The sequence below is a fragment of the Bacteroides sp. D1 genome (assembly GCF_000157095.2).
In the GTDB taxonomy this organism is placed as follows: domain Bacteria; phylum Bacteroidota; class Bacteroidia; order Bacteroidales; family Bacteroidaceae; genus Bacteroides; species Bacteroides xylanisolvens.
Genome location: NZ_JH114331.1, coordinates 586984 through 608408, shown reverse-complemented (window position 1 = coordinate 608408; position 21425 = coordinate 586984). Strand labels below are relative to the sequence as shown.

Sequence of the window (21425 nt, the reverse complement as noted above, 5' to 3'; positions counted from 1 at the left end):
GAAAAGAACATGAAGAAATTATCTTTATTATTACTGTTATCAGTATTTGTATTTTGTGGCTGTAGCGATGATGACGATACAAAAACATACGTGCTTAGCCTGCCCAATTACGAAACTCATACACTTGATATGGGCGATCAAGAAAATCCGGATGATTCATGGTCTGTTAGTAGCGACTGGGGGACAACTAACTACAAATATAATCTATTAACTGACGCTAGTGGTATCTTTGAATTTGACTGTGTATCTTCAACATACGGTTTCTATTCAGATAGTTTTGCATTTACAAATTGTACAGAAAAAGATTGCCCAGACTTCGCAACTTATGATTATCGCGCTATCACTAAAAAAGGAGTAATCAATAATACATACGTTATCGTGGGAGCTGCCGGATATAAAATTGGAAAGAATTCTGATAAAGAAGCTGCAATCCGTTTCAGAGACCACGACAATTCAAACAAATTGGAATCCTATAGAGTAAAAGGACTATATTTAACAAACTGTGTCTATGCTTACAATAGTATGAAGGAAGGTAGTTCTATATTCGAAGGAAAAGATAAATTTGGAAATACAGATTCTTTCAAAATCATCATCTATAATATGGATAAAACTCAAAGTGTAGAGTGCACTTTAGGTGAAGGAACCCAATTTGTAACTACATGGAAATGGGTAGACCTAACTTCATTAGGCGAAACAGAGGGATTGAAATTCAATATCAAGACCACCAAAGAAGACCAATGGGGTGCAATGACCCCAACCTATTTCTGTCTTGACGGTATCACTATTGAAGACTAAATAACCAACTTGTTTGATTGGTTGAGATTAAACATCAATCGACCGCATAATTTTAAAGGGCCGGATATTCTTTTAAGAAATCCGGCTCTCTTTCTATCTACTCACTACATTTTGATATATTACCAGCCCATAGAGAAGTAAATCCAATAACCCTCACTAACAAAAAGACACTATATATTTGTTAATCACACAAATTTTAGCTACATTCGTTGTTCAAAACTATTAAATCTACGACAATGGAATTACCTTTTGCTGAATCATGGAAAATAAAGATGGTAGAACCCATCCGGAAAAGCACACGTGAAGAACGCGAGCAATGGATTAAAGAAGCACATTATAATGTCTTTCAACTCAAATCAGAACAAGTTTATATCGATCTCATCACCGATTCCGGAACCGGAGCGATGAGCGACCGTCAATGGGCGGGAATGATGCTAGGCGATGAAAGTTACGCCGGAGCAACCTCTTTCTTTAAGTTGAAAGAGATGATTACGAAACTGACAGGATTTGAATATATCATACCTACCCATCAAGGACGTGCCGCAGAAAATGTGCTTTTCTCTTATCTCGTGCATGAAGGAGACATTGTACCCGGCAACTCACATTTTGACACCACCAAAGGACACATCGAAGGACGCCATGCCACCGCATTAGACTGCACTATCGATGCAGCAAAACATACCCAACTGGAAATCCCGTTCAAAGGAAATGTAGACCCTGATAAATTGCAGAAAGCCCTGACAGAATATGCAGAACGAATTCCTTTTATCATCGTAACCATCACCAACAATACAGCCGGAGGACAACCCGTATCCATGCAAAACCTGCATGAAGTACGTGCCATTGCTGACAAATACGGCAAACCCGTACTTTTCGACTCTGCACGCTTTGCCGAAAACGCCTATTTCATCAAGATGCGCGAAGAAGGTTATCAAGACAAAACCATCAAAGAAATCACACGGGAAATGTTCTCTCTAGCCGATGGCATGACAATGAGTGCCAAGAAAGACGGAATCGTCAATATGGGTGGATTTATCGCCACACGACGTGCAGACTGGTATGAAGGTGCAAAAGGTTTCTGCGTACAATACGAAGGCTATCTCACCTATGGAGGAATGAACGGACGGGATATGAACGCTCTTGCCATCGGCTTGGATGAAAACACCGAATTCGACAATCTCGAAACACGTATCAAGCAAGTGGAATACCTGGCAAAGAAACTGGATGAATACGGAATTCCTTACCAACGACCGGCCGGAGGCCACGCCATCTTCATTGATGCACCTAAAGTGCTGACGCACGTTCCCAAAGAAGAATTCCCGGCACAGACGCTGACCATAGAACTTTATTTGGAAGCCGGTATCCGCGGATGTGAGATCGGTTATATCCTCGCCGACCGTGATCCGGTGACTCATGAAAATCGTTTTAACGGTCTTGATTTACTCCGCCTCGCCATTCCCCGCAGAGTATATACAGACAATCATATGAATGTAATAGCCGCCGCTCTCAAAAATGTATATGAACGTAGAGAAAGCATCACTCACGGAGTGCGTATCGCCTGGGAAGCGCCTTTAATGAGACATTTCACAGTTCAATTGGAAAGATTATAAACTTAGAAAAAATAACAAATATCAGTTGAAGAAGTAATAGAAAGGGATCGAAAAGACCAGTGCCAGTATGAACGGGCAATACTTTCTCCATTAACAAGAATAATTGTTTGCATAAAACAAAAGTGTTTCCCAAGTGTTTATATTATAATCGAACTTAATACGTAAAATTATGGCAGAAGATTATAAATTAATAGACAACGAAGAAAAACATCGATATGAATTTCAGATCGATGGCAAAATAGCCGAAATAGACTATATCAAATCAAATAATGGAGAAATATACCTTGTGCATACAGAAGTACCCGCCTCATTAGGCGGCAAGGGAGTAGGATCACAACTTGCAGAAAAAGCACTGACAGACATTGAACGACAAGGTTTACGCCTGGTACCGCTTTGCCCGTTTGTAGCCGGATATATTCACAAACATCCGGAATGGAAGCGCATTGTAATGCGTGGTATTCATATTAAATAAATACAGATATGGAAAAGAAAATAGAATACACCAATGGTGAACTGACCATTATATGGAAACCGGAATTATGCCAGCATGCCGGAATATGTGTAAAGATGCTACCCAATGTCTATCATCCTAAAGAAAGACCCTGGGTGCAAATAGAAAATGCGACAACGGAAGAATTAATTGCACAAATCAGTAAATGTCCGTCAGGAGCATTGAGCTACCGACTTAACAAAAAAGAGAAGTAAACCAACCATAAAAGAACCTGTCTGAAAAGCCGTGAGTTCATAAAATCATGAGGGCGTCCGAATATAAAGTGAACCCCGAAAGTCATACAAAAACTTTCGGGGTTTATTTATTATGTCAAGACATCACACATTACAAAGAAAAGAGAAACAGGTAGAGGCACTTCATTTCCTCCCCCATTCAACTCAATGTCCATGTCAGTACAAAGTCCGGGCAGATACGATAACCGACAGAGTAAAGTTCCTGCTGCTCCGTCGCCAACTCCTGAACCTGAAACGTTCCTTGCTCTTGAGGAATAAAATGCGTCAAACGGAGTTTACGAAGGTCAGCGTCAGCGTTTTCCATCCGCTTAAAAACAGCTTCTTTTGCCGACCAATGCAATAACAGTCCCCAAGTCATATCTCCCTGATAAGGTTCCGTTTGTTCGTCAGAACGGATATACCTATCGGATACCTTGTGAACGCGTTGAGCATATTGCTCAATATCAATGCCTGCCGGAGTGAAAGAAGCAAGCATCACAGCTACATAACCTTTCGTATGAGAAATACTGATGAAAAAAGAATGATCCGTCAGATACGGTTTTCCTTCGGGAGAATAACCGATTTCCTTATCCTCCTGCAACATAGCATACAACAAAACACGAACGGACAACCATTCCATCTTACGGCGTTCGGAGACAAAACGATTCAATTCCTGTTCACAGAAAACTCTGCGCGCATCCGGCAAAAGAGCCAACAGAACCTCCAAAGACTCTTCCATCTTCCAGACAGCCCACTGTATATCATCCGTCTTATGTTGCAGAAATAACGCCATCTTACGTTTGCTTGATTATGCTTTCAAAATTATGATTCCAAGATTATTCCTTCTCTTCCGAGCCTTCCATATCCTTCGGCAGAATTGTAAACTTCACTTTCAGGATACGACGACTATCCATTTCGAGCACTTCAAACTCATAATGGTGATAAGTCACTTTCTCATGCAATGCCGGGAATTCACCTTTAATTTCGAGCAGCATACCCGCCAATGTATCCGCATCTCCCACCACCTTTTCAAACTCGTCTTCGTCTACTTTCGCAATCTTATAGAAATCCGTCAACTGCGTCTTCGCTTCAAATATCCAGGTATGGTCATTCAAGACCACGTATGTACGTTCTTCATCATCATATTCATCATGAATCTCACCCACAATCTCTTCAATAATGTCTTCCATCGTCACCAGTCCGGAAGTTCCTCCAAACTCATCCACAACAATGGCAATATGAATCTTATTCGCCTGGAAGTCACGCAACAGATCATCAATCATCTTTGTTTCCGGCACAAAATAAGCCGGACGGATCAATGACTGCCAACGGAAATTATCCCCCTTGTTGACATGAGGCAGCAAGTCTTTAATATACAATACCCCCTTGATATTATCCCGCGAACCGGAATAGATAGGAATACGCGAATAAGCATTTTCAATGATACATTGCATCACCTCCTTGAAAGAGGTACGGATATCCAGATCGACCATATCCAGACGTGATGTCATCACCTCCTTCACAGTTTCACCGCCGAAACGGATAATACCCTCCAAGATATTATTCTCTTCAGAGAGTTCCGCTTTATCTGTCAGCTCCAATGCGTGCGACAATTCATCGACAGAAATATTGTGGCTCTTCTTTACAAAATGTTTATTCAGAAAAGTGGTTGAACGTACAAGCACAGTAGCTATCGGACGGAACAGTTTTTCCAGGAAGTAAATCCCCGGTGCCGAAAAACGGCAAAAAGCCAAAGTCTTCTGTGCTGAATAGATTTTCGGCATGATTTCACCGAACAACAACAATAGGAAAGTCAGGATGACGGTCAGTATCAAGAACTCTGCCAATGGAGAATGAAAAACAAATACATTCATAAAGAAGAAGTTGCAGAGCATGATAATGGTTACATTCACAAAGTTGTTCGTAATCAATATCGTTGCCAGGAGGCGTTCTGAATCCCCCAACAGGGCACTTATTTTTTCGTCGGAAGGATGATTCTGTTCATCAATATCATTCCGGTCGGAAGGAGTAAGTGAGAAAAAAGCTATTTCGGAAGCCGAAGCAAAGCCGGAAGCAAGCAGGAGTACACCTGCCAATACTATGGCAATAATAGCAGAGATAGAAGGAGTGTTTACGGTAATACCGTTGAAAATGTCAGCCAATTGGCTTAAATAACCATCTGAGTCCAAAGAGTCTATATTTTAATTAAACAAAAGATAATGTGCCAAGAAGCTCGCGAAAACCTATTGGCACACTATCACATTATCTAGAACGGCAAATCATCTGTCGGATTATCTTGTGCGGGTTGTGCCTGCGACTGCTGCGCTTGTTGCGACTGGCCGGCAACCGGTTGTTGCTGTTGCCCCGTAGCCGGTTGTCCAGTAGCAGAAGCTCCCGCACCCGGATTGGCTCCTTTCGGAGACAGCATTTCCATATTATCCACATAAATTTCGGTGATATAGCGCATAGCACCCGACTGGTCGCTATAAGAACGTGTTCTTATCTTTCCTTCCAGATACAGTTTGTCACCTTTGTGCACATACTTATCCACAATCTCCGCCAAACGGTTGGATGCAACGATATTATGCCACTCTGTTCTTTCGGGAATCTGGGTTCCATTAGCCAACGTATATCCACGATCCGTTGTAGCCAACGGGAAAGTTGCTACTGCCGAACCTGTATCGAAGTATTTTACCCGAGGATCTTGTCCTACGTTTCCTATCAATATCACTCTATTTACTGACATATCTGTATCAAGTTTATGATTCTTAAAATTAAATCTGCTGCCAAAATTAAACAGAATAACAATAGGATGCAAGATTTTAAGTATAAAATCAAGTATTAAGTTTTAAGTATTAAGTATTAGGCTGCGCCATAAACTGCATGGGTAATACTCAATACTTATTACTTAATACTTATTCTAATGCTTATTCTAATGCTTGTAGCAAGTCTTGTACTAATTTAGAAACAGCGTATTGCTCCAGTTCGTCCACCCTTATTTTCAGGAAATCACTGAAAGAAGTCAAATTTTCAGACAAGGTCACTTCATATAGATTAGCATAGATAACCCGGTGAGACAATACATGCTTCACCTCCCTGCAAATCGAACGTACCACCGGTACTTCCCCCGGCACAAAGAGTGCACGAAATTCCGGTAAAGTCAAAAAATCTTCTTCCGAAAGAGCCGTCGGAGTTTCTATCAATGGCAGTTCAAACAGATTTTTCCAAATATCATTGCCCGTCCGTTTATTTATAAAGGTATACGCGCCCGCACGTACATAAATATAATTAAAGTAACGGTTCGTTGTCTTTGTTTTGTGTTGCTTCACCGGAAGTTTTGTCACCCAGCCTTTCGAAAGTGCCGAGCAACTGCCTGCCAACGGACAGAACAAACAATCAGGCGACTGCGGAGTGCACTGAATCGCCCCGAAATCCATTATTCCCTGATTATAAACAGCCGGATGCTTCTTATCCAGCATCTCATCCGCCAATGCTGCAAAGAGCTTCTTTCCTTCCGTCGAATCAATCGGAGTATCGATGCCAAAATAGCGCGAAAGTACCCGGTACACATTACCGTCCACTACCGCATAAGGCATACCGTAAGCAAACGAACAGATCGCTGCCGCTGTATACTCCCCCACTCCTTTCAGAGCCAGCACTTCCGGATACGTTTCCGGGAAAACCCCATTCATGCTTTTGGCGGCGGCATGAAGATTGCGGGCACGTGAGTAATATCCCAGTCCTTGCCAGTATTTCATCACTTCATCCTCCTCCGCAGCGGCTAAAGTCCGCACATCGGGAAAACGTTTGATAAAACGAAGAAAATAATCATACCCCTGCGCCACCCGCGTCTGTTGAAGAATGATCTCCGAAATCCAGATCAGATACGGATCGGCAGACTCCCTCCAGGGCAGTTCACGTTTATTCTCTTTATACCACTCTACAATCGTTTTAGTAAACTCGTTCATATCCTCGTTCCTAGTGTATTATCTAACATTTATCTTGCCTATCCTATCCAAAAGGCACACAAAAGTAACTCTTTTGGTTCTAAGAAAACCCTATGCCACTATTTTTTTAGAAAAATGTGCAGAATATATTTTTTTAGGAGCTTAAAAAGCTATATATTTGCAGTCCAAAAAATTAGCAATAACATAGTAATAATATTTTTTTTAAGGAAAAATGACTAAAGCAGATATTGTAAACGAGATTACAAAGAAAACTGGAATTGATAAGCAGACAGTTCTTACAACAGTTGAGGCATTTATGGATGCAGTAAAGGATTCATTGTCTAACGATGAGAACGTATACTTGCGTGGGTTTGGTAGTTTCGTAGTAAAGAAAAGAGCACAAAAGACTGCTCGTAACATTTCTAAAAATACTACGATCATTATTCCGGAGCACAACATTCCGGCTTTCAAACCGGCTAAGACATTTACAATTTCAGTAAAGAAATAATAAACAAGAGTATTAACCCATAAAATGTGAAGCTATGCCAAGCGGAAAAAAGAAAAAAAGACATAAAATGTCTACGCACAAGCGTAAAAAAAGACTAAGAAAGAACAGACATAAAAGCAAAAAATAATTTTTAAGTCTGGATCACACAGAAATAAAGAACAAACTTGCGAAGCTAATGTCTTTCAAGTTTGTTCTTTGTTTAAGTAGCTAACCCAAAATGAACAATTTGTCAAAAAAGTTGTTCATATAAATGAGATTCAATCAATAATAAGGAAACAAAACAGTGACAAGTGAACTAGTAGTTGACGTACAGCCCAAAGAGGTCTCCATCGCCCTTCTCGAAGATAAGAGCCTGGTGGAACTTCAAAGCGAAGGAAGAAATATTTCTTTCTCTGTGGGCAATATGTATTTGGGACGTATCAAGAAATTGATGCCCGGACTGAATGCATGCTTTGTAGACGTCGGTTACGAGAAAGACGCTTTCCTTCATTATCTAGATTTGGGTCCTCAATTTAACTCACTCGAAAAGTTTGTAAAGCAGACTTTAAGCGACAAAAAGAAGCTGACCTCCATCAGCAAAGCAACCCTGCTTCCCGATCTTGACAAGGATGGAACAGTATCCAACACCCTCAAGGTAGGACAAGAAGTAGTGGTGCAAATCGTTAAGGAACCGATCTCCACTAAGGGACCGCGACTGACGTCCGAAATTTCGTTTGCCGGACGCTATCTCGTACTGATCCCTTTTAATGACAAGGTTTCTGTTTCACAAAAAATTAAATCGAGCGAAGAACGCGCCCGCCTGAAACAATTGCTGATGAGCATCAAGCCGAAAAACTTCGGTGTCATCGTCCGCACGGTAGCCGAAGGCAAACGCGTAGCCGAACTCGACGGAGAGCTTAAAGTCCTGGTTAAGCATTGGGAAGATGCGATGGTAAAAGTACAAAAAGCCACCAAGTATCCGACGTTGATTTATGAAGAAACCAGCCGCGCCGTAGGTTTGTTGCGCGACCTCTTCAACCCTTCTTTTGAGAATATTCACGTCAACGACGAGGCTGTGTACAATGAAATTAAAGACTATGTATCACTGATTGCGCCCGACCGGGCTAATATCGTGAAACTGTACAAAGGTCAACTTCCCATTTACGACAATTTCGGTATCACCAAGCAGATTAAATCATCGTTTGGTAAAACAATCTCTTACAAGAGTGGTGCCTATCTGATTATTGAGCACACTGAGGCGCTTCACGTAGTAGACGTGAACAGCGGTAACCGCACCAAGAATGCCAACGGGCAGGAAGGTAACGCACTCGAAGTAAACCTGGGAGCCGCCGACGAGCTGGCCCGCCAATTGCGATTAAGAGATATGGGTGGTATCATTGTCGTGGACTTCATCGATATGAATGAAGCCGAAAACCGTCAGAAGCTTTATGAACGAATGTGTGCCAATATGCAGAAAGACAGGGCACGGCATAATATTCTGCCGCTTAGCAAATTCGGGCTAATGCAGATTACACGCCAACGTGTGCGTCCGGCAATGGACGTCAACACGACCGAAACCTGCCCCACTTGCTTCGGCAAAGGCACTATCAAGTCGTCCATTCTTTTTACGGACACTTTGGAGAGTAAAATTGATTACCTAGTCAATAAACTGAAGGTTAAGAAATTCTCGTTACACGTCCATCCGTATGTTGCCGCTTATATCAATCAGGGACTCGTTTCCCTGAAACGGAAGTGGCAAATGAAATACGGATTCGGTATCAAGATTATTCCAAGTCAAAAACTCGCATTTCTGCAATATGTGTTCTATGATACACATGGAGAGGAAATCGATATGAAGGAAGAAATCGAAATCAAATAAACAGAAAAGGCGGCCCGGTCAAAACGAGCCGCCTTTTTGTTTTATCTATTTTTCTTCAACTATCCATTTTTCAATATTACGGGTTTCCGCACTGAAATTTACTCCTATTTTAAAGAGTTTCCGTTCATCCATCTCGAAAGGAAGAGCGTAATGCTTGTCATTTATCTGCTGCAATGCTTCTTCTGCCGTACCGTTCAGTTTAAATTCCATGATATAGATGAATTTGTCTGTCTGCAAGACAAGGTCGATGCGTCCTTCGCTTGTATGATATTCCACTTTGGCATAGAAGCCGACCAGTTTAAAAACGATGAAAAGCACGTTCTCGTAATGCAATTCCTGATCGCGAATCACTTCGTAGGTGGTATCTGCAAAGAAGCTTTGCAAGCGACGGAAGAAAGAACTGTAATCGCCGGAACGTACTTCACGAACAAATTTCTGAATTTCAAACGGAGATTCTACCTTATTTACATTCGCATAATAAGGAAGCAGGAAACGGACAAATCCTTCTTCTACTTCACGATTCGGGAAACCTAACCGATACATTCCAAATTCTTCATCATACCCTTTAATGGTGAGGTAGCCACTCTGATAAATCACCGGAATGGGATTAGTAGATTCAGAGTCTATGCTATTCAATACTTGGGCGTCGGTTTCTTCATGCGTCATCCGCTCCAAGTCATAATGATGTTTTTGCAGCAATTTCACCAGATAGGTCGGTGTGCCCGTTTCAAACCAATAGCTGCCGAAATCCTTACGTTTGAAAGCATTAAGCAAACTGAACGGATTGTACATACCAATAGAATTGTGCGTAAAATGGTAACCGTCATAGCACTCTCTCAACTCTTCACAAAGTTTATCATACGTTATTCCGCGCGCAGCAGCAAATTCATGAAGCTCTGTTTCCAAATTGTTGTGGATTTCACGCTCGCTAATGCCACAGATTTCGACATACTCATTCCACATGGATATATCATCCAAGTTGTTCAAGTCACTAAACACACTGACTTTGCCAAACTTTGTCACACCGGTAAGGAATGCAAACTTGATGCAACCGTCCATTGTTTTAAGCGCTCCATAAAAAGGCTTTAATGTATTCCGAAATTGCTTTTGCAATTCTTCATTACCGATGGCTTGCAACATGGGTTTGTCATATTCATCGACAAGAATAACCACACGTTGCCCCGCCAACTTACAAGCGCGCTCTATGATACCGGCAAAACGCAAGGAAAACGAACGTTCGGACGGCTCGGCACCATATAGTTTTTCCCATGCTGTCAGCGATTTATCAAGTATATTATCCAGACTTTCGGATGTATCATATTTCTCGATATTAAGGTCCAGATGCAGTATAGGATATTTGATCCAGTCCTTTTCCAGTTTTTCCACAGCCAGCCCTTCAAACAGTTCTTTCTTTCCTTGAAAATAGGCCTCTAAGGTGGAGACGAGCAGACTCTTTCCGAAACGGCGCGGACGACTCAAGAAGTAATAACTTCCGGTCTTTACCATTTGATACATCAGTGCTGTCTTATCAATATAGAAATAACCGTCATTACGAATTTTTTCGAAATTCTGAATACCGATCGGATAAATTTTATGGCTCATATTCTCTTCTTTTATTAATCAATGCCTTTCTTGCAAAGATATATATTTTTAATAGAAATCTTTGTCATGGCAGGTTAAAAGATTCTTTTCAATCATTCATTCTGCACATTTCCCCGGAAACTTAGGGACGATAAAATAAGGGGATAATGACTGCACAAAATTACGAAAAGCCCGGACTTTCGCAAGCTCGGGCTTTCTGTATCTTGAGGACGTCTCCTTTACCTATAGGGAAATGGGCGACTAGCAATTGATTCTAGTACAACAAAAAAAGACGTCCCAAGAGTAAAGATAAAAGGGATGCCAGTAGGAAATGTGGGGAGGCATCCCTTTTCTAATAGAAGAACAAAGATGGAAGGATGGACTTTCACAAGCTGTGTCTCTTCGCTTTGTCACTTCTCAACATATAATCTTCACACTTCGGTGAAGAAGGGTTTCATATTTATGGAGAGAACGCACTTCAACAAGCACGGGCTCTCCTATTATGTTATATCATTCTAGAGATAGCTCCCACCTCTGCCAGAGGCAAATATAGAGGAGCTATCTAATAGAACATTAAAGGATTTCAAATTAATCCGCAAAGAGAGCAGTAGGGAATGTTACTGTCTTCACCACAGGTGCAGGAGATGTTGCGCTCCAGCTGATTGAAGGAGTAATAGTAACTGTCACTACCAAATCTTTCACAAGACCCTTCAAGGCCTTACCAGCATCTGTTAATATCAATTTCTGTCCAGTAGAATCAAACTTGAAGTTAGTTTTGTCACTTAGTTCTACCTTAATAGAATATCCATAAAGAGCAAGAACAGCGTCAGCGGTAGTCAAAGTACCAGTGTCATAAGTGTTATTATCTGCAGTCGGCCACATTGCCTTGCCTTTTCTGTCTTTCCATACAATGTCACCTAATACATCAATCTCTGAATCTATGGTTTCAGCTGTATACGCTGTTGTGATACCTTTTTTAGCGTCCGTTGCACCAAATTCCGATTTAAGCAATTCTGATAATGAGATGAATTGAATCTTTTGGTTAGCAATTGAAGCAGGTTCAGTAGCATCGTTAGGCTGACAATTTACATCTACAGAGAATGCCATATTGTCTTTAGCGTGAGCCATGTCTACTGTGAACTTATCGTTAGCTACACTTCCTACATGATCGTCACCATTCTTGTCAACATCATACGTAATGCTGTTGTATATACCTGAAGTAACTCCGCCAGTAATAGCGTTCCATGTAGTAAAGATTGAGCCCATTTCTCTTTCGAGACTGATGCTCTGAATCTTATCAGCATTCTTAGTTTCATTAATCAGAAGAGACACCTTGCCATCTTCAGTCCACATACCTGAAGTTTTTGTAAATACAGGCGTCTTATAATCAACAGTTACCGGTAATTTGAATACAATTTGCTTCGTTGCGTCAACGTCAACTGTCAATACGGCTTCCATAGTACCCTTGTATGCAGCGGTTACTGTCAGTTTCAGGTTATCATATTTAGTATCACCAGAAGCAATACCACTAAACTTCACTTTATCTCCATCGTTAGCCGTGGCAGTTGAGCTAGCAAGTTTAGCAGTAGTAATAGCGTCTTTGATTGCCTTAATATTAGCTGCTGACACAGCAATGTCGGATTTTTCTGATTTATTCCAAACTACCGTCTGTGCTGCCAAAGATTTTGTTTCTATTTGCTTGAAGGTGACAGTCAGTTTAGCCGGAGCAGAGGAGCCACCGACGCTAGAATAATCAATGCCCTCATGAGTTTCTCCATCAAAAGGAATACCATTTGTAGTTATATAGCAGACTTCAACCTTTGCTTCTTGCCCTTTGGTAGAAGTGATGGTTTGTTTGCCGGCTTCGTTCGTCCCCAATGTTACACCTTCAGGAGCATCGGCTGCCAACTTATAATAATATGCATAGACTGTACTCAAATCCATAGGAGTGGTGGTAGCTGCAGCTGCCAAGTCATCCAAAACCTGTACCTCACCAACTTTTGCGGACACTGCTGCATCTACCAGTTTAGTAGCACTTGTAACTGCTTCCGGTTTGATTTTAACATCATAAGCAGAGATTATTTCATTGTTCCATGCGTCTTTTGTACAGAATGCGTATGCTTCATCTGCAGGAAGGGCAGTTTCCAAATTCAAGCCATCTTTTAGTGTAACAGTAAGGTCGTAAACACCACGATTCACTTTGGCTTCGGTAGCACGTGTCAATGGTTTTGCAGTTTTATTTTGTTCAATCTTAGAGATAACAAAATTAGCTTCATTTTGAGAATTCATCAAATAGATTTGATATTTGCTATCAGTAAAGTCAGGACCTACTGGATTAATCAACGCATTCAACACGCCGGAATTAGTTATTAACAGGTCATTTTTCTTAAATTCTTTTTTCTCATCCTCCATACCAAAAGTGAAATCAGCTTTGCATTGAGCATAACTTAATTTAAGTTCCTTTGTTCCGCCTGCAGTGATTTTACCATTCTCAATAGTCACTCCTTCAAGGCTACTAATCAAAGCTGCAGTAGGCAGAATAGTTGTTAATTCTGTTCCAGTAGTTTTATCTTTTACATGTAGAGTAAAGCTAGGTAATCCCTCATTCTGTACAGCATAAACAGTGGCTGACGAATAATCACCTTTCACCCATTTATCTGTAGCGTCATCATAGAAATACCAATAATCTTTTTCAAATTCACCTGTTCCATCACCAATAAAAGGAGATTTTCCGGCAGGACCAGCAGGACCTTCGGGACCAACAGGACCGATAGGACCTTCGGGGCCAACAGGACCGACAGGACCTTCGGGACCAACAGGACCAACAGAACCTTCGGGGCCAACAGGACCAACAGGACCTTCGGGGCCAACAGGACCGACAGGACCAGTAGCACCGGTCTCACCCTTTTCACCTCGTGCCGGTTTCCCAGTATCAACACCGTCTATAAACCAGTTTCCATTTTCTCCAATTTCAACGACAGATCCATCTTTACCATTCACAATAGAATATTTATTTCCATTGTTGAAAGTAATTTCAAATCCACCAGTGATACTTTTAATGTCTGTTACCCAATTACCTGCATTCACTTTTGCTTGCAGTTCAGCAAGACCTGCCGCATTGGCATCAATCTGCGTTTGCAGATTGTCGATGTCATCATCATAGTCTTTACAGCCTACATAAGTGACAGTAGCAAGCGTCAATGCCCCGAAAAGCATTACCCTAACAAAATTTTTCTTCATAACTACTTAAAAATTACATTAATAATATATTATTAAACACTAAGTTTCAATAATAGACCGCCCGTTACTTTGTAGGTAACGGAGAAACCTTTGTTCCTGCTCTTTTGGAGTAGTCAATACGGAAAAATGAAACAATATGCGATTACATTTTTACCCCTGCTTCTTAGAAGCGGCAGAGGGGCGGGAGACCTTTTGCAAAATTTAGAAGTTAACAAAGCCCTAATACAAAGAATCCGCGTGTTTTATTTGTTTAATTCCTGTTTTGAGTAGTTTATTAGAAAAAATGTATGATTTCGTTTGGTTGTTTTAAGAAATATGCTCATATTTGCACCGATATTTCAACCCGTTACCTACAAAGTAACAGAATAAAAATCAAGCACTTACACCGACCACAGATCGTTTTATAAAATCAAGTACCTGCATATTTGCTTCATCAATTTTCTTATTTCGGAAAGGCTTCAAATAAGTTTCTGTCACGGTGATGGACGAATGTCCCATCGCTTCGGAAATAATACCCGGATGAATTTCGCAATAATACGCAGTCGTAGCCCAGGTATGGCGGGCGGTGTACGAGCTCAACCGGTCTTTGAGTCCCAATGCCTTTCCTAATAATTCCAACTGATAATTAAAATTGCGCAATGCCAGTTGATATTCCCTATACGCCTTTGGCGAACCTTCGTCACTATGAAGAATCGGGAACAAATAAGGCGACTGTTCCTCCCGATTCATATACTTTTGCAAAAGAAACATCGCTTCCGTCGTCAACGTCACAGACAACGGACGTCCCGTTTTACGACGACGATAACTAATCACATTTCCCCGGAGATCACTCTTGCGCAAATAAGCCAAGTCGACAAAAGGCAGTCCCCGAAGCAAGAACATAAGAATGAACAACTCCTGCGCCCCCTTCATGGCAGGAGTGATGGCGTCCGACTGCAACAGACGGGCAAATACCTTCTTCATATCCTCCATATCCAATGCCCGACGGCGGTCTGCCCGCGTACCTGTATATACGGAGCGAAAAAGATGCGGCACGTATGATGCCTTCCGAAGATCGACAGCGCGATTGTAAACCGCACGCAACGTGCGAAGATACGTAGACACCGTATTCCAACTACACCCACGTGCACGAAGACTACCCTCAAAATGCTTCAGCCACTCCGGAGTGATTTCCCGAAACGACAAACGATCGGAACCCTGAAAAGTAAGAATCGCATTCAACGTACTTCTGTATACATGAGCAGTCCCTAAATTTCCACTCTGCTGCAAATCAACAGCCACTTGTTTCATAAACAAAGTAAAACTTTCCTTTTCATTAAAAATAAATTAATAATTAATATTTACTTTTCCCACATTTTACTTTAGTAAAATACAAAAATATATCTTCAAAAATTTACATACATAAAATCTAAAAAATAAAAACTAAAACATTTACATTAATCATCAAAGTAAATTTCATACATTTGCGCAATTTTTCAAACAACATATTATTTTAACCATTTAAAGTATAAAAAAATTATGAACAACAATGAACCAGCTGCCGAACGCTACAGCATTAATGGATTCAAGTATTTCTCCGAATTGGCGAAGGAGTATTTTCCCGATCTGGCAAACGCTTCTTCCGCCAGCAAAAAAATGCGCAAACGCATTAAAGCAAACAAGACATTGAACGAACAACTGGTTGCTGCGTATTACACCAGCCAAACAATCGATGTCAGTCCTGAAATGCAGCTAATCATCTACCGACACTGGGGACCTCCCCACATTGACTTGCCGACAAACGTTTAGCGCGTAACAGAAAACGAAAACACGGACAAGAAATAAAAGGAAAATCGAACTATATATTTTTAAATATATCATTTATCTTTTATTGTTTATTATGTATTCCACTTTGCGTTCATCACTTTTTTTCAAAACGAAGATAACTACCAATCATACAGCTATTTACAGAAAGAAAAAAGCGTTCCACAAAGCGTTCGGCAAAAATGACCGTTTTTTCACTACAAACAAGACCTTCGAATCCCCCCAAACGAAGGCTTTGTTTTTTCTCCAACAGAAGCTCCACCAGTCACAAACAGAAGCTCCACCAACCACCAACAGAAGCTCCGCCAACCACCAACAGAGCATTCGTTCCATCCCCACTCCTTCCCCGGCTTCATGAAAGAAGAAAAAAACAGCCATTTGCGCATCGCGGCACCCTTTATTCATCCACACCCGTCCGCACGGAACCACACCCCTTGCGCATCGCACAAGAACGGCGTACCTTTACAGAAATTTAAAACGATAACCCAATGAACAATTTCAATTTTGAAGCCATGATGGAACATGGTTTTCTCATTATCCCCAAAGCCCTGCTACAACAACAGATAGAAGACCCGAACATAGAAGCCGGAGAAATAGAAGCGCTCCTGAAAATCCTGATGAAAGTAAACTATTCGGACACGTTATACAGCGACCGGCAGCACAAAGACTACCTGTGCAAAAGAGGCGAAAGCATGTTCAGCTACCGCGACTGGAGCCGCATTTTCCGCTGGTCTGTCGGAAAAACCTTCCGATTCATACACGCCCTTGCCATCCTGGGGATCATCGAAATCGTCCCCCATCCCAACAACTCGTCCCTGCATATCCGTGTCGTCGAATACGACAAATGGGTAGGAGCCCCCGACAGCGGCAAGCAGAAAAAGAAAGCCGTCAACGAGAAGTTCCGCCTGTTTTGGAATGAGTTTCACAGCATCACGCAGCTTCCCAAAGAAAACATCGCCAAAGCGCAACGCGAATGGAAAAAATTAAGCGACAAGGAACAGCAACTCGCCATCGACAAGGTAGAAGATTATTATTTCCACCAAACAAACATCAACTACCTGCTCCACGCCGCCAGCTATTTATCCAACAAAGCTTTCCTAAACGAATACTGATAAAACGAATCCCAATTAAACGAAGACTGATTAAACAAACACTGATTATGAATACCGAAAACAGAGTTTCACCACAGGCTCCCGAAATAGAAGAAGCCATCATCGGCGCCTGCCTGATAGAGCAGAGGGCTATACCACTGATAGCCGACAAGCTGCGCCCCGAAATGTTCTACGTCCTGCGCCACCAACTGATCTACGCCGCCATACTGGCTATGTACCACGCCGGAATGAAAATAGACATCCTCACCGTAAAAGAAGAGCTTTCCCACCGCGGAAAGCTCGAAGAGGCGGGCGGAGCGTTCGGCATCACCCAGTTGAGCAGCAAAGTGGCGACTTCCGCCCACCTCGAATATCACGCGCAGATCGTACACGAGAAATATCTACGACGCGAAATGACCTTGGGATTCAACAAACTACTCGCCTGCTCGCTAGACGAAACGATGGACATCGACGACTCGTTGATGGACGCGCACAACCTGCTCGACCGTCTGGAAGGCGAATTCGGCCACAACAACCACATGCGGGACATGGATGAACTGATGACCGCCACCATGACCGAAGCCGAAGGACGTATTGCCAACAACATAAACGGAGTGACCGGCATCCCTACCGGACTGGCAGACCTGGACCGCATGACGTCCGGACTCCAAAACGGCGAACTAGTGGTAATCGCCGCCCGTCCCGGCGTAGGAAAAACGGCATTCGCACTACATCTGGCACGAAACGCAGCCATGGCAGGACATGCCGTAGCCGTCTACAGCCTCGAAATGCAAGGAGAAAGACTGGCCGACCGATGGCTGACAGCAGCCAGCGAAGTCAGTGCCCGCCATTGGCGGTCGGGAACCGTCAGCCCGCAAGAGCTTGCAGAGGCACGCACGGCAGCCGCCGACCTCAAACGTCTGCCGATACACGTAGACGACAGCACCTCGGTCAACATGGAACACGTACGATCCAGCGCGCGACTGCTGCAAAGCCAACATGCGTGCGACGCGATCATTATAGACTACCTGCAACTCTGCGACATGACAACCGGCCAAAACAACCGCAACCGCGAACAGGAAGTGGCACAAGCCACCCGCAAAGCGAAGTTGCTGGCCAAAGAGCTAAACGTACCGGTGGTACTGCTTAGCCAGCTAAACCGCGAATCGGAAAACCGCCCCGCAGGCCGCCCCGAACTGGCACATCTCCGCGAAAGTGGCGCAATCGAGCAGGATGCGGACGTCGTGATATTACTCTACCGCCCCGCCCTCGCACGAATAACAACCGACCGCGAAAGCGGTTACCCTACCGAAGAACTAGGCATAGCAATCATAGCCAAACAACGCAACGGAGAGACGGGAAACGTATACTTCAGGCATAATTCGGCAATGACAAAAATCACCGAATACGTCCCACCGCTGGAATACATGCTGAAACATGCTAAATAGATACAGATTCACCCCGATTCCATACAATTTTATATTACAATATATAGCTGTATGGAATTTCTTTTTTTATTTCATTATTGATATAAAATAAATAGCAAAATACTTGACTTTCCCTTTCAAATTTCGTATATTTGTAATGTCAACAAGGACAGAAAATATTATTACTTAAACCTTAACTTTTTTAATTGTATGAATGTATTAGTGGAGCGCTATCAGCGCAGAAAGTATGTGAATCAGCCGGATTCACAGATGTTGTATTATGTACGCCAGAAATCGGGTACAGTGAGAGTGATGGACATCAACAAGCTGGCCGATGCCATCGAAGCGAACTCATCGCTTACAGCAGGAGATGTGAAGCATTCCATCGAGGCTTTTGTTGAGCAGTTGCGCCTGTCGCTTACCCAGGGCGACAAGGTGAAGATCGACGGATTGGGCACGTTCCATATCACGTTGAGCAGCGAAGGGGCGGAAAAGGAGAAGGATTGCACGGTGCGCAATATCCGCAGAGTAAATGTTCGTTTTGTGGCAGACAAGGCACTTCAGCTGGTGAATACGAGTCATGCCACTACCCGAGGCGAGAATAATGTCGATTTCATCCTGGCCGGAAAGGGTGACGGAGAAGACGCGGATGGTGGAAACAGCGGTAGCGGTGGAAGCGGAGAAGCTCCGGACCCGGCAGCTTAATCATTAAAAACAGTGCCGCATGGGTATTACAGAGTGATTTCTACAGTTACTCTCCATGCGGTTTCTGTTTTCTTCTACATTTATTTTTTAATTCTCAATTTTCAATCCTCAATTTATTAAAATGCTCGATAAAATCATAGAGATCATTATGACGATCCTGCCCTTTCTGGGCAGTAATCGCAAAAAGCGCAAAGTAATGGCGCAAGAAGTAAAAGAGTTCAGCGAACTGGTGAAAGACCAATATACTTTTCTGATGCAGCAATTGGAAAAAGTGTTGAAGGATTATTTCGACCTTAGCTCGAAAGTGAAAGAGATGCATACGGAGATATTCTCATTAAGAGATCAGCTGGCACAGGCTGCTGCCTTACAATGTATTAATAAGGAATGTGCACAACGTAGTGCAGCAGAGGCATGATAATGATTCAATTAATGCAAATTATGGAACCTGTGCAATTTACAGAACCTATTCAATCTATTTAATCCATTCATGAGAACTATAAACCTGATAGTAATCCATTGCTCCGCTACGCGCGAAGACAAGAGTTTCACAGAATATGACCTGGACGTCTGTCATCGCAGACGAGGATTCAACGGAACGGGTTATCATTTCTATATCCGCAAGAACGGGGATATAAAATCTACCCGTCCGATAGAACGAATTGGTGCGCACAGCCGCGGTTTCAACAAAGAAAGTATAGGTATCTGCTATGAGGGCGGACTCGATTGCAAAGGACAACCGAAAGATACCCGTACCGAATGGCAGAAACATTCGCTCCGGGTATTGATTCTCGCTTTATTGAAAGATTATCCGAATTGCCGGATCTGCGGACATCGGGATCTAAGTCCCGACCTGAACGGAAACGGCGAAATAGAACCGGAAGAATGGATCAAGGCCTGTCCCTGTTTTAATGCTGAAACGGATTGGGATAAAGTCTAAAAAAAAATAGCTTTATTATAATTTAGGCACGGATAACACGGATTTCACGGTTGCTTTGTACAAGCATAGCACTAACCGTGAAATCTATGTAATCCGTGCCTAATCTTTAACTTATGATTTTGCTAGACTACGCGTTATCAAAGGTTGTTTCAAACCGACGCAATATGCTGTCTAATTTTCCAACGAGGTAAAAAGGTAGATTTATCAATTTGAATTCTTTTCCGTCTGCCGTCTTTACCTCATCCACAGCATAAGGCTGCGACCATATTCTGACTGCAACAGTCTGATTAGAGTGATTCATAAAAGAATGTAAGGAACGCAAGTGGGCGTTATGCCCTGATTTGACTTCAATGGGATAAACCATAGAATCCTGCACCCACACATAATCGACTTCTGCATTAGAACCACTTTTATTACGCACCCAGAAACAACGTTTCTGACTGACTTTATCTGTCAGTGTCAACAGTTCTTGCGCTACAATCTGCTCCGCTATCATACCACGCCAAGCATCCATTATATCTTTTGCTCCCAAAACCTCTTTCTGTACTTGTGCCGCATAATTCACCAATCCTGTATCTAACCAGACCAGTTTGGGCATACGCTTTATTTCAGGAGTGGCCGGAACTTCCGTTGCCGTAGTCGGATAAACTAATTCCAGCAACATCGCCTTTTCCAATAAACGAAAAGCCTCTCCCACTTCCCGAGCATTATAAGACGAACCAGCAAATCCTCCTAAAGTTATAATTTGTCCAGCTTTATGCCATCCTTCTTTTAATATAAAGCGAATCACTTCCGGAAGTTGTTTTCCCAAAGCATATTTTTCCACATCATCCCGGTAGCCTTGCAAAAGAGTTTCATAAGTGGACTCCAAGGATAAAATATCCCTGCGCTCCGCATAGAGTTGCACAACTTCCGGCATACCTCCAATCAACGTATAGATATTAAACAATAACATCAAACGATCATGGAAAGCGAGAGTGATTTCAGGCTTATCTAAAACGGATAATAAAGGTTCTTCTCCAACAGCACCCAGAAACTCGCGAAATGAACAAGGACGCAATGCCATATATTGCACCCTTCCCACCGGAAATGAAACACGTACATCTATCAGGTTTTCTAATAATGAACCGGCAGCAATTACATAAATATCAGGTAATTCTTCATAGAAATAGCGTAATAACGCTACTGCCTTTGCTGAAT

Annotated in this window: 21 protein-coding genes; 12 read left to right on the top strand and 9 right to left on the bottom strand. The window is 42.4% G+C overall.

Annotated features, from left to right (window positions below):
* Positions 1-9 precede the first annotated feature (9 nt).
* The 4 genes from BSAG_RS19200 (at position 10) to BSAG_RS19215 (ending at position 3110) form a co-directional block, all read left to right on the top strand.
* Complete coding sequence (locus BSAG_RS19200) at positions 10-795, top strand: DUF4465 domain-containing protein (protein ID WP_004316212.1); 786 nt, start codon at positions 10-12, stop codon at positions 793-795.
* 236 nt (positions 796-1031) lie between these two features.
* Positions 1032-2405 (top strand): tryptophanase, encoded by a 1374-nt coding sequence (locus tag BSAG_RS19205; RefSeq protein ID WP_004316211.1) that lies wholly within the window; start codon positions 1032-1034, stop codon positions 2403-2405.
* Between the two features lie 169 nt (positions 2406-2574).
* Positions 2575-2877: a GNAT family N-acetyltransferase gene (locus BSAG_RS19210; RefSeq protein ID WP_004316210.1), complete on the top strand. Its 303-nt coding sequence runs from the start codon at positions 2575-2577 to the stop codon at positions 2875-2877.
* An 8-nt stretch (positions 2878-2885) separates the two neighbouring features.
* A complete protein-coding gene (locus tag BSAG_RS19215) occupies positions 2886-3110 on the top strand; it encodes a (4Fe-4S)-binding protein (protein ID WP_004316209.1) in 225 nt (74 codons plus the stop codon).
* A 178-nt stretch (positions 3111-3288) separates the two neighbouring features.
* On the opposite strand, the gene BSAG_RS19220 is transcribed toward BSAG_RS19215, so the two are convergent.
* From BSAG_RS19220 to mutY, 4 genes are all read right to left on the bottom strand, one after another.
* Positions 3289-3921 (bottom strand): 4'-phosphopantetheinyl transferase superfamily protein, encoded by a 633-nt coding sequence (locus BSAG_RS19220; protein ID WP_004316208.1) that lies wholly within the window; start codon positions 3919-3921, stop codon positions 3289-3291.
* Positions 3922-3964: 43 nt separating this feature from the next.
* Positions 3965-5317, bottom strand: a complete 1353-nt coding sequence (locus tag BSAG_RS19225; RefSeq protein ID WP_004316207.1) for a gliding motility-associated protein GldE — start codon at positions 5315-5317, stop codon at positions 3965-3967.
* Between the two features lie 77 nt (positions 5318-5394).
* Positions 5395-5874, bottom strand: a complete 480-nt coding sequence (locus tag BSAG_RS19230) for a single-stranded DNA-binding protein (protein ID WP_008025720.1) — start codon at positions 5872-5874, stop codon at positions 5395-5397.
* Between the two features lie 181 nt (positions 5875-6055).
* Positions 6056-7096, bottom strand: a complete 1041-nt coding sequence (gene mutY / locus BSAG_RS19235) for an A/G-specific adenine glycosylase (protein ID WP_004316205.1) — start codon at positions 7094-7096, stop codon at positions 6056-6058.
* A 211-nt stretch (positions 7097-7307) separates the two neighbouring features.
* Between mutY and BSAG_RS19240 the strand changes: the two genes are divergently transcribed.
* Positions 7308-7583 (top strand): HU family DNA-binding protein, encoded by a 276-nt coding sequence (locus tag BSAG_RS19240; RefSeq protein WP_004300646.1) that lies wholly within the window; start codon positions 7308-7310, stop codon positions 7581-7583.
* A gap of 283 nt (positions 7584-7866) precedes the next feature.
* Positions 7867-9441 (top strand): ribonuclease E/G, encoded by a 1575-nt coding sequence (locus tag BSAG_RS19245; RefSeq protein WP_004316204.1) that lies wholly within the window; start codon positions 7867-7869, stop codon positions 9439-9441.
* Positions 9442-9486: 45 nt separating this feature from the next.
* On the opposite strand, the gene BSAG_RS19250 is transcribed toward BSAG_RS19245, so the two are convergent.
* From BSAG_RS19250 to BSAG_RS19260, 3 genes are all read right to left on the bottom strand, one after another.
* Entirely contained in the window at positions 9487-11043 is a 1557-nt protein-coding gene (locus BSAG_RS19250; protein ID WP_004316203.1) for an ATP-binding protein, read from the bottom strand.
* 567 nt (positions 11044-11610) lie between these two features.
* A complete protein-coding gene (locus BSAG_RS25450) occupies positions 11611-14262 on the bottom strand; it encodes a collagen-like protein (RefSeq protein ID WP_008997352.1) in 2652 nt (883 codons plus the stop codon).
* Between the two features lie 372 nt (positions 14263-14634).
* Positions 14635-15585: a tyrosine-type recombinase/integrase gene (locus BSAG_RS19260; RefSeq protein WP_255344458.1), complete on the bottom strand. Its 951-nt coding sequence runs from the start codon at positions 15583-15585 to the stop codon at positions 14635-14637.
* Positions 15586-15780: 195 nt separating this feature from the next.
* Here BSAG_RS19260 and BSAG_RS19265 point away from each other — a divergent pair, with 195 nt between their 5' ends.
* Positions 15781-16050: a DUF4248 domain-containing protein gene (locus BSAG_RS19265; RefSeq protein ID WP_004300655.1), complete on the top strand. Its 270-nt coding sequence runs from the start codon at positions 15781-15783 to the stop codon at positions 16048-16050.
* A 156-nt stretch (positions 16051-16206) separates the two neighbouring features.
* On the opposite strand, the gene BSAG_RS0222585 is transcribed toward BSAG_RS19265, so the two are convergent.
* On the bottom strand, positions 16207-16512 hold the full coding sequence (locus BSAG_RS0222585) for a hypothetical protein (protein WP_153882625.1): 306 nt from the start codon (positions 16510-16512) through the stop codon (positions 16207-16209).
* A gap of 41 nt (positions 16513-16553) precedes the next feature.
* On the opposite strand from BSAG_RS0222585, the gene BSAG_RS19270 reads away from it, so the two are divergent.
* The 5 genes from BSAG_RS19270 to BSAG_RS19290 all read left to right on the top strand — a co-directional run bounded on the left by BSAG_RS19270 (position 16554) and on the right by BSAG_RS19290 (position 20225).
* The gene (locus tag BSAG_RS19270; RefSeq protein WP_004314320.1) at positions 16554-17177 is read left to right on the top strand and encodes a hypothetical protein; all 624 of its coding nucleotides are present in this window, start codon (positions 16554-16556) and stop codon (positions 17175-17177) included.
* Between the two features lie 47 nt (positions 17178-17224).
* Entirely contained in the window at positions 17225-18604 is a 1380-nt protein-coding gene (gene dnaB, locus BSAG_RS19275) for a replicative DNA helicase (RefSeq protein ID WP_004314319.1), read from the top strand.
* A 189-nt stretch (positions 18605-18793) separates the two neighbouring features.
* Positions 18794-19288: an HU family DNA-binding protein gene (locus BSAG_RS19280; protein ID WP_004314318.1), complete on the top strand. Its 495-nt coding sequence runs from the start codon at positions 18794-18796 to the stop codon at positions 19286-19288.
* A 121-nt stretch (positions 19289-19409) separates the two neighbouring features.
* On the top strand, positions 19410-19703 hold the full coding sequence (locus tag BSAG_RS19285; RefSeq protein ID WP_008648736.1) for a hypothetical protein: 294 nt from the start codon (positions 19410-19412) through the stop codon (positions 19701-19703).
* Between the two features lie 72 nt (positions 19704-19775).
* Positions 19776-20225, top strand: coding sequence for an N-acetylmuramoyl-L-alanine amidase (locus BSAG_RS19290; RefSeq protein ID WP_004314316.1), 450 nt, complete (start codon positions 19776-19778; stop codon positions 20223-20225).
* A 127-nt stretch (positions 20226-20352) separates the two neighbouring features.
* On the opposite strand, the gene BSAG_RS23850 is transcribed toward BSAG_RS19290, so the two are convergent.
* Positions 20353-21425: ATP-binding protein (locus BSAG_RS23850; protein WP_008997349.1), on the bottom strand; the 1073-nt coding region annotated here is incomplete at its 5' end.

What these genes read in the sequence shown, in the direction of transcription:
- BSAG_RS19250 (WP_004316203.1), bottom strand. Translation starts at nt 11,043, where the DNA reads ATGAGCCATAAAATTTATCCGATCGGTATTCAGAATTTCGAAAAAATT.
- BSAG_RS19220 (WP_004316208.1), bottom strand. Translation starts at nt 3,921, where the DNA reads ATGGCGTTATTTCTGCAACATAAGACGGATGATATACAGTGGGCTGTC.
- BSAG_RS19240 (WP_004300646.1), top strand. Translation starts at nt 7,308, where the DNA reads ATGACTAAAGCAGATATTGTAAACGAGATTACAAAGAAAACTGGAATT.
- BSAG_RS19210 (WP_004316210.1), top strand. Translation starts at nt 2,575, where the DNA reads ATGGCAGAAGATTATAAATTAATAGACAACGAAGAAAAACATCGATAT.
- BSAG_RS19285 (WP_008648736.1), top strand. Translation starts at nt 19,410, where the DNA reads ATGCTCGATAAAATCATAGAGATCATTATGACGATCCTGCCCTTTCTG.
- BSAG_RS25450 (WP_008997352.1), bottom strand. Translation starts at nt 14,262, where the DNA reads ATGAAGAAAAATTTTGTTAGGGTAATGCTTTTCGGGGCATTGACGCTT.
- BSAG_RS19270 (WP_004314320.1), top strand. Translation starts at nt 16,554, where the DNA reads ATGAACAATTTCAATTTTGAAGCCATGATGGAACATGGTTTTCTCATT.
- BSAG_RS19205 (WP_004316211.1), top strand. Translation starts at nt 1,032, where the DNA reads ATGGAATTACCTTTTGCTGAATCATGGAAAATAAAGATGGTAGAACCC.
- mutY (WP_004316205.1), bottom strand. Translation starts at nt 7,096, where the DNA reads ATGAACGAGTTTACTAAAACGATTGTAGAGTGGTATAAAGAGAATAAA.
- BSAG_RS19265 (WP_004300655.1), top strand. Translation starts at nt 15,781, where the DNA reads ATGAACAACAATGAACCAGCTGCCGAACGCTACAGCATTAATGGATTC.
- BSAG_RS19230 (WP_008025720.1), bottom strand. Translation starts at nt 5,874, where the DNA reads ATGTCAGTAAATAGAGTGATATTGATAGGAAACGTAGGACAAGATCCT.
- BSAG_RS19200 (WP_004316212.1), top strand. Translation starts at nt 10, where the DNA reads ATGAAGAAATTATCTTTATTATTACTGTTATCAGTATTTGTATTTTGT.
- BSAG_RS19280 (WP_004314318.1), top strand. Translation starts at nt 18,794, where the DNA reads ATGAATGTATTAGTGGAGCGCTATCAGCGCAGAAAGTATGTGAATCAG.
- BSAG_RS19215 (WP_004316209.1), top strand. Translation starts at nt 2,886, where the DNA reads ATGGAAAAGAAAATAGAATACACCAATGGTGAACTGACCATTATATGG.
- dnaB (WP_004314319.1), top strand. Translation starts at nt 17,225, where the DNA reads ATGAATACCGAAAACAGAGTTTCACCACAGGCTCCCGAAATAGAAGAA.
- BSAG_RS19290 (WP_004314316.1), top strand. Translation starts at nt 19,776, where the DNA reads ATGAGAACTATAAACCTGATAGTAATCCATTGCTCCGCTACGCGCGAA.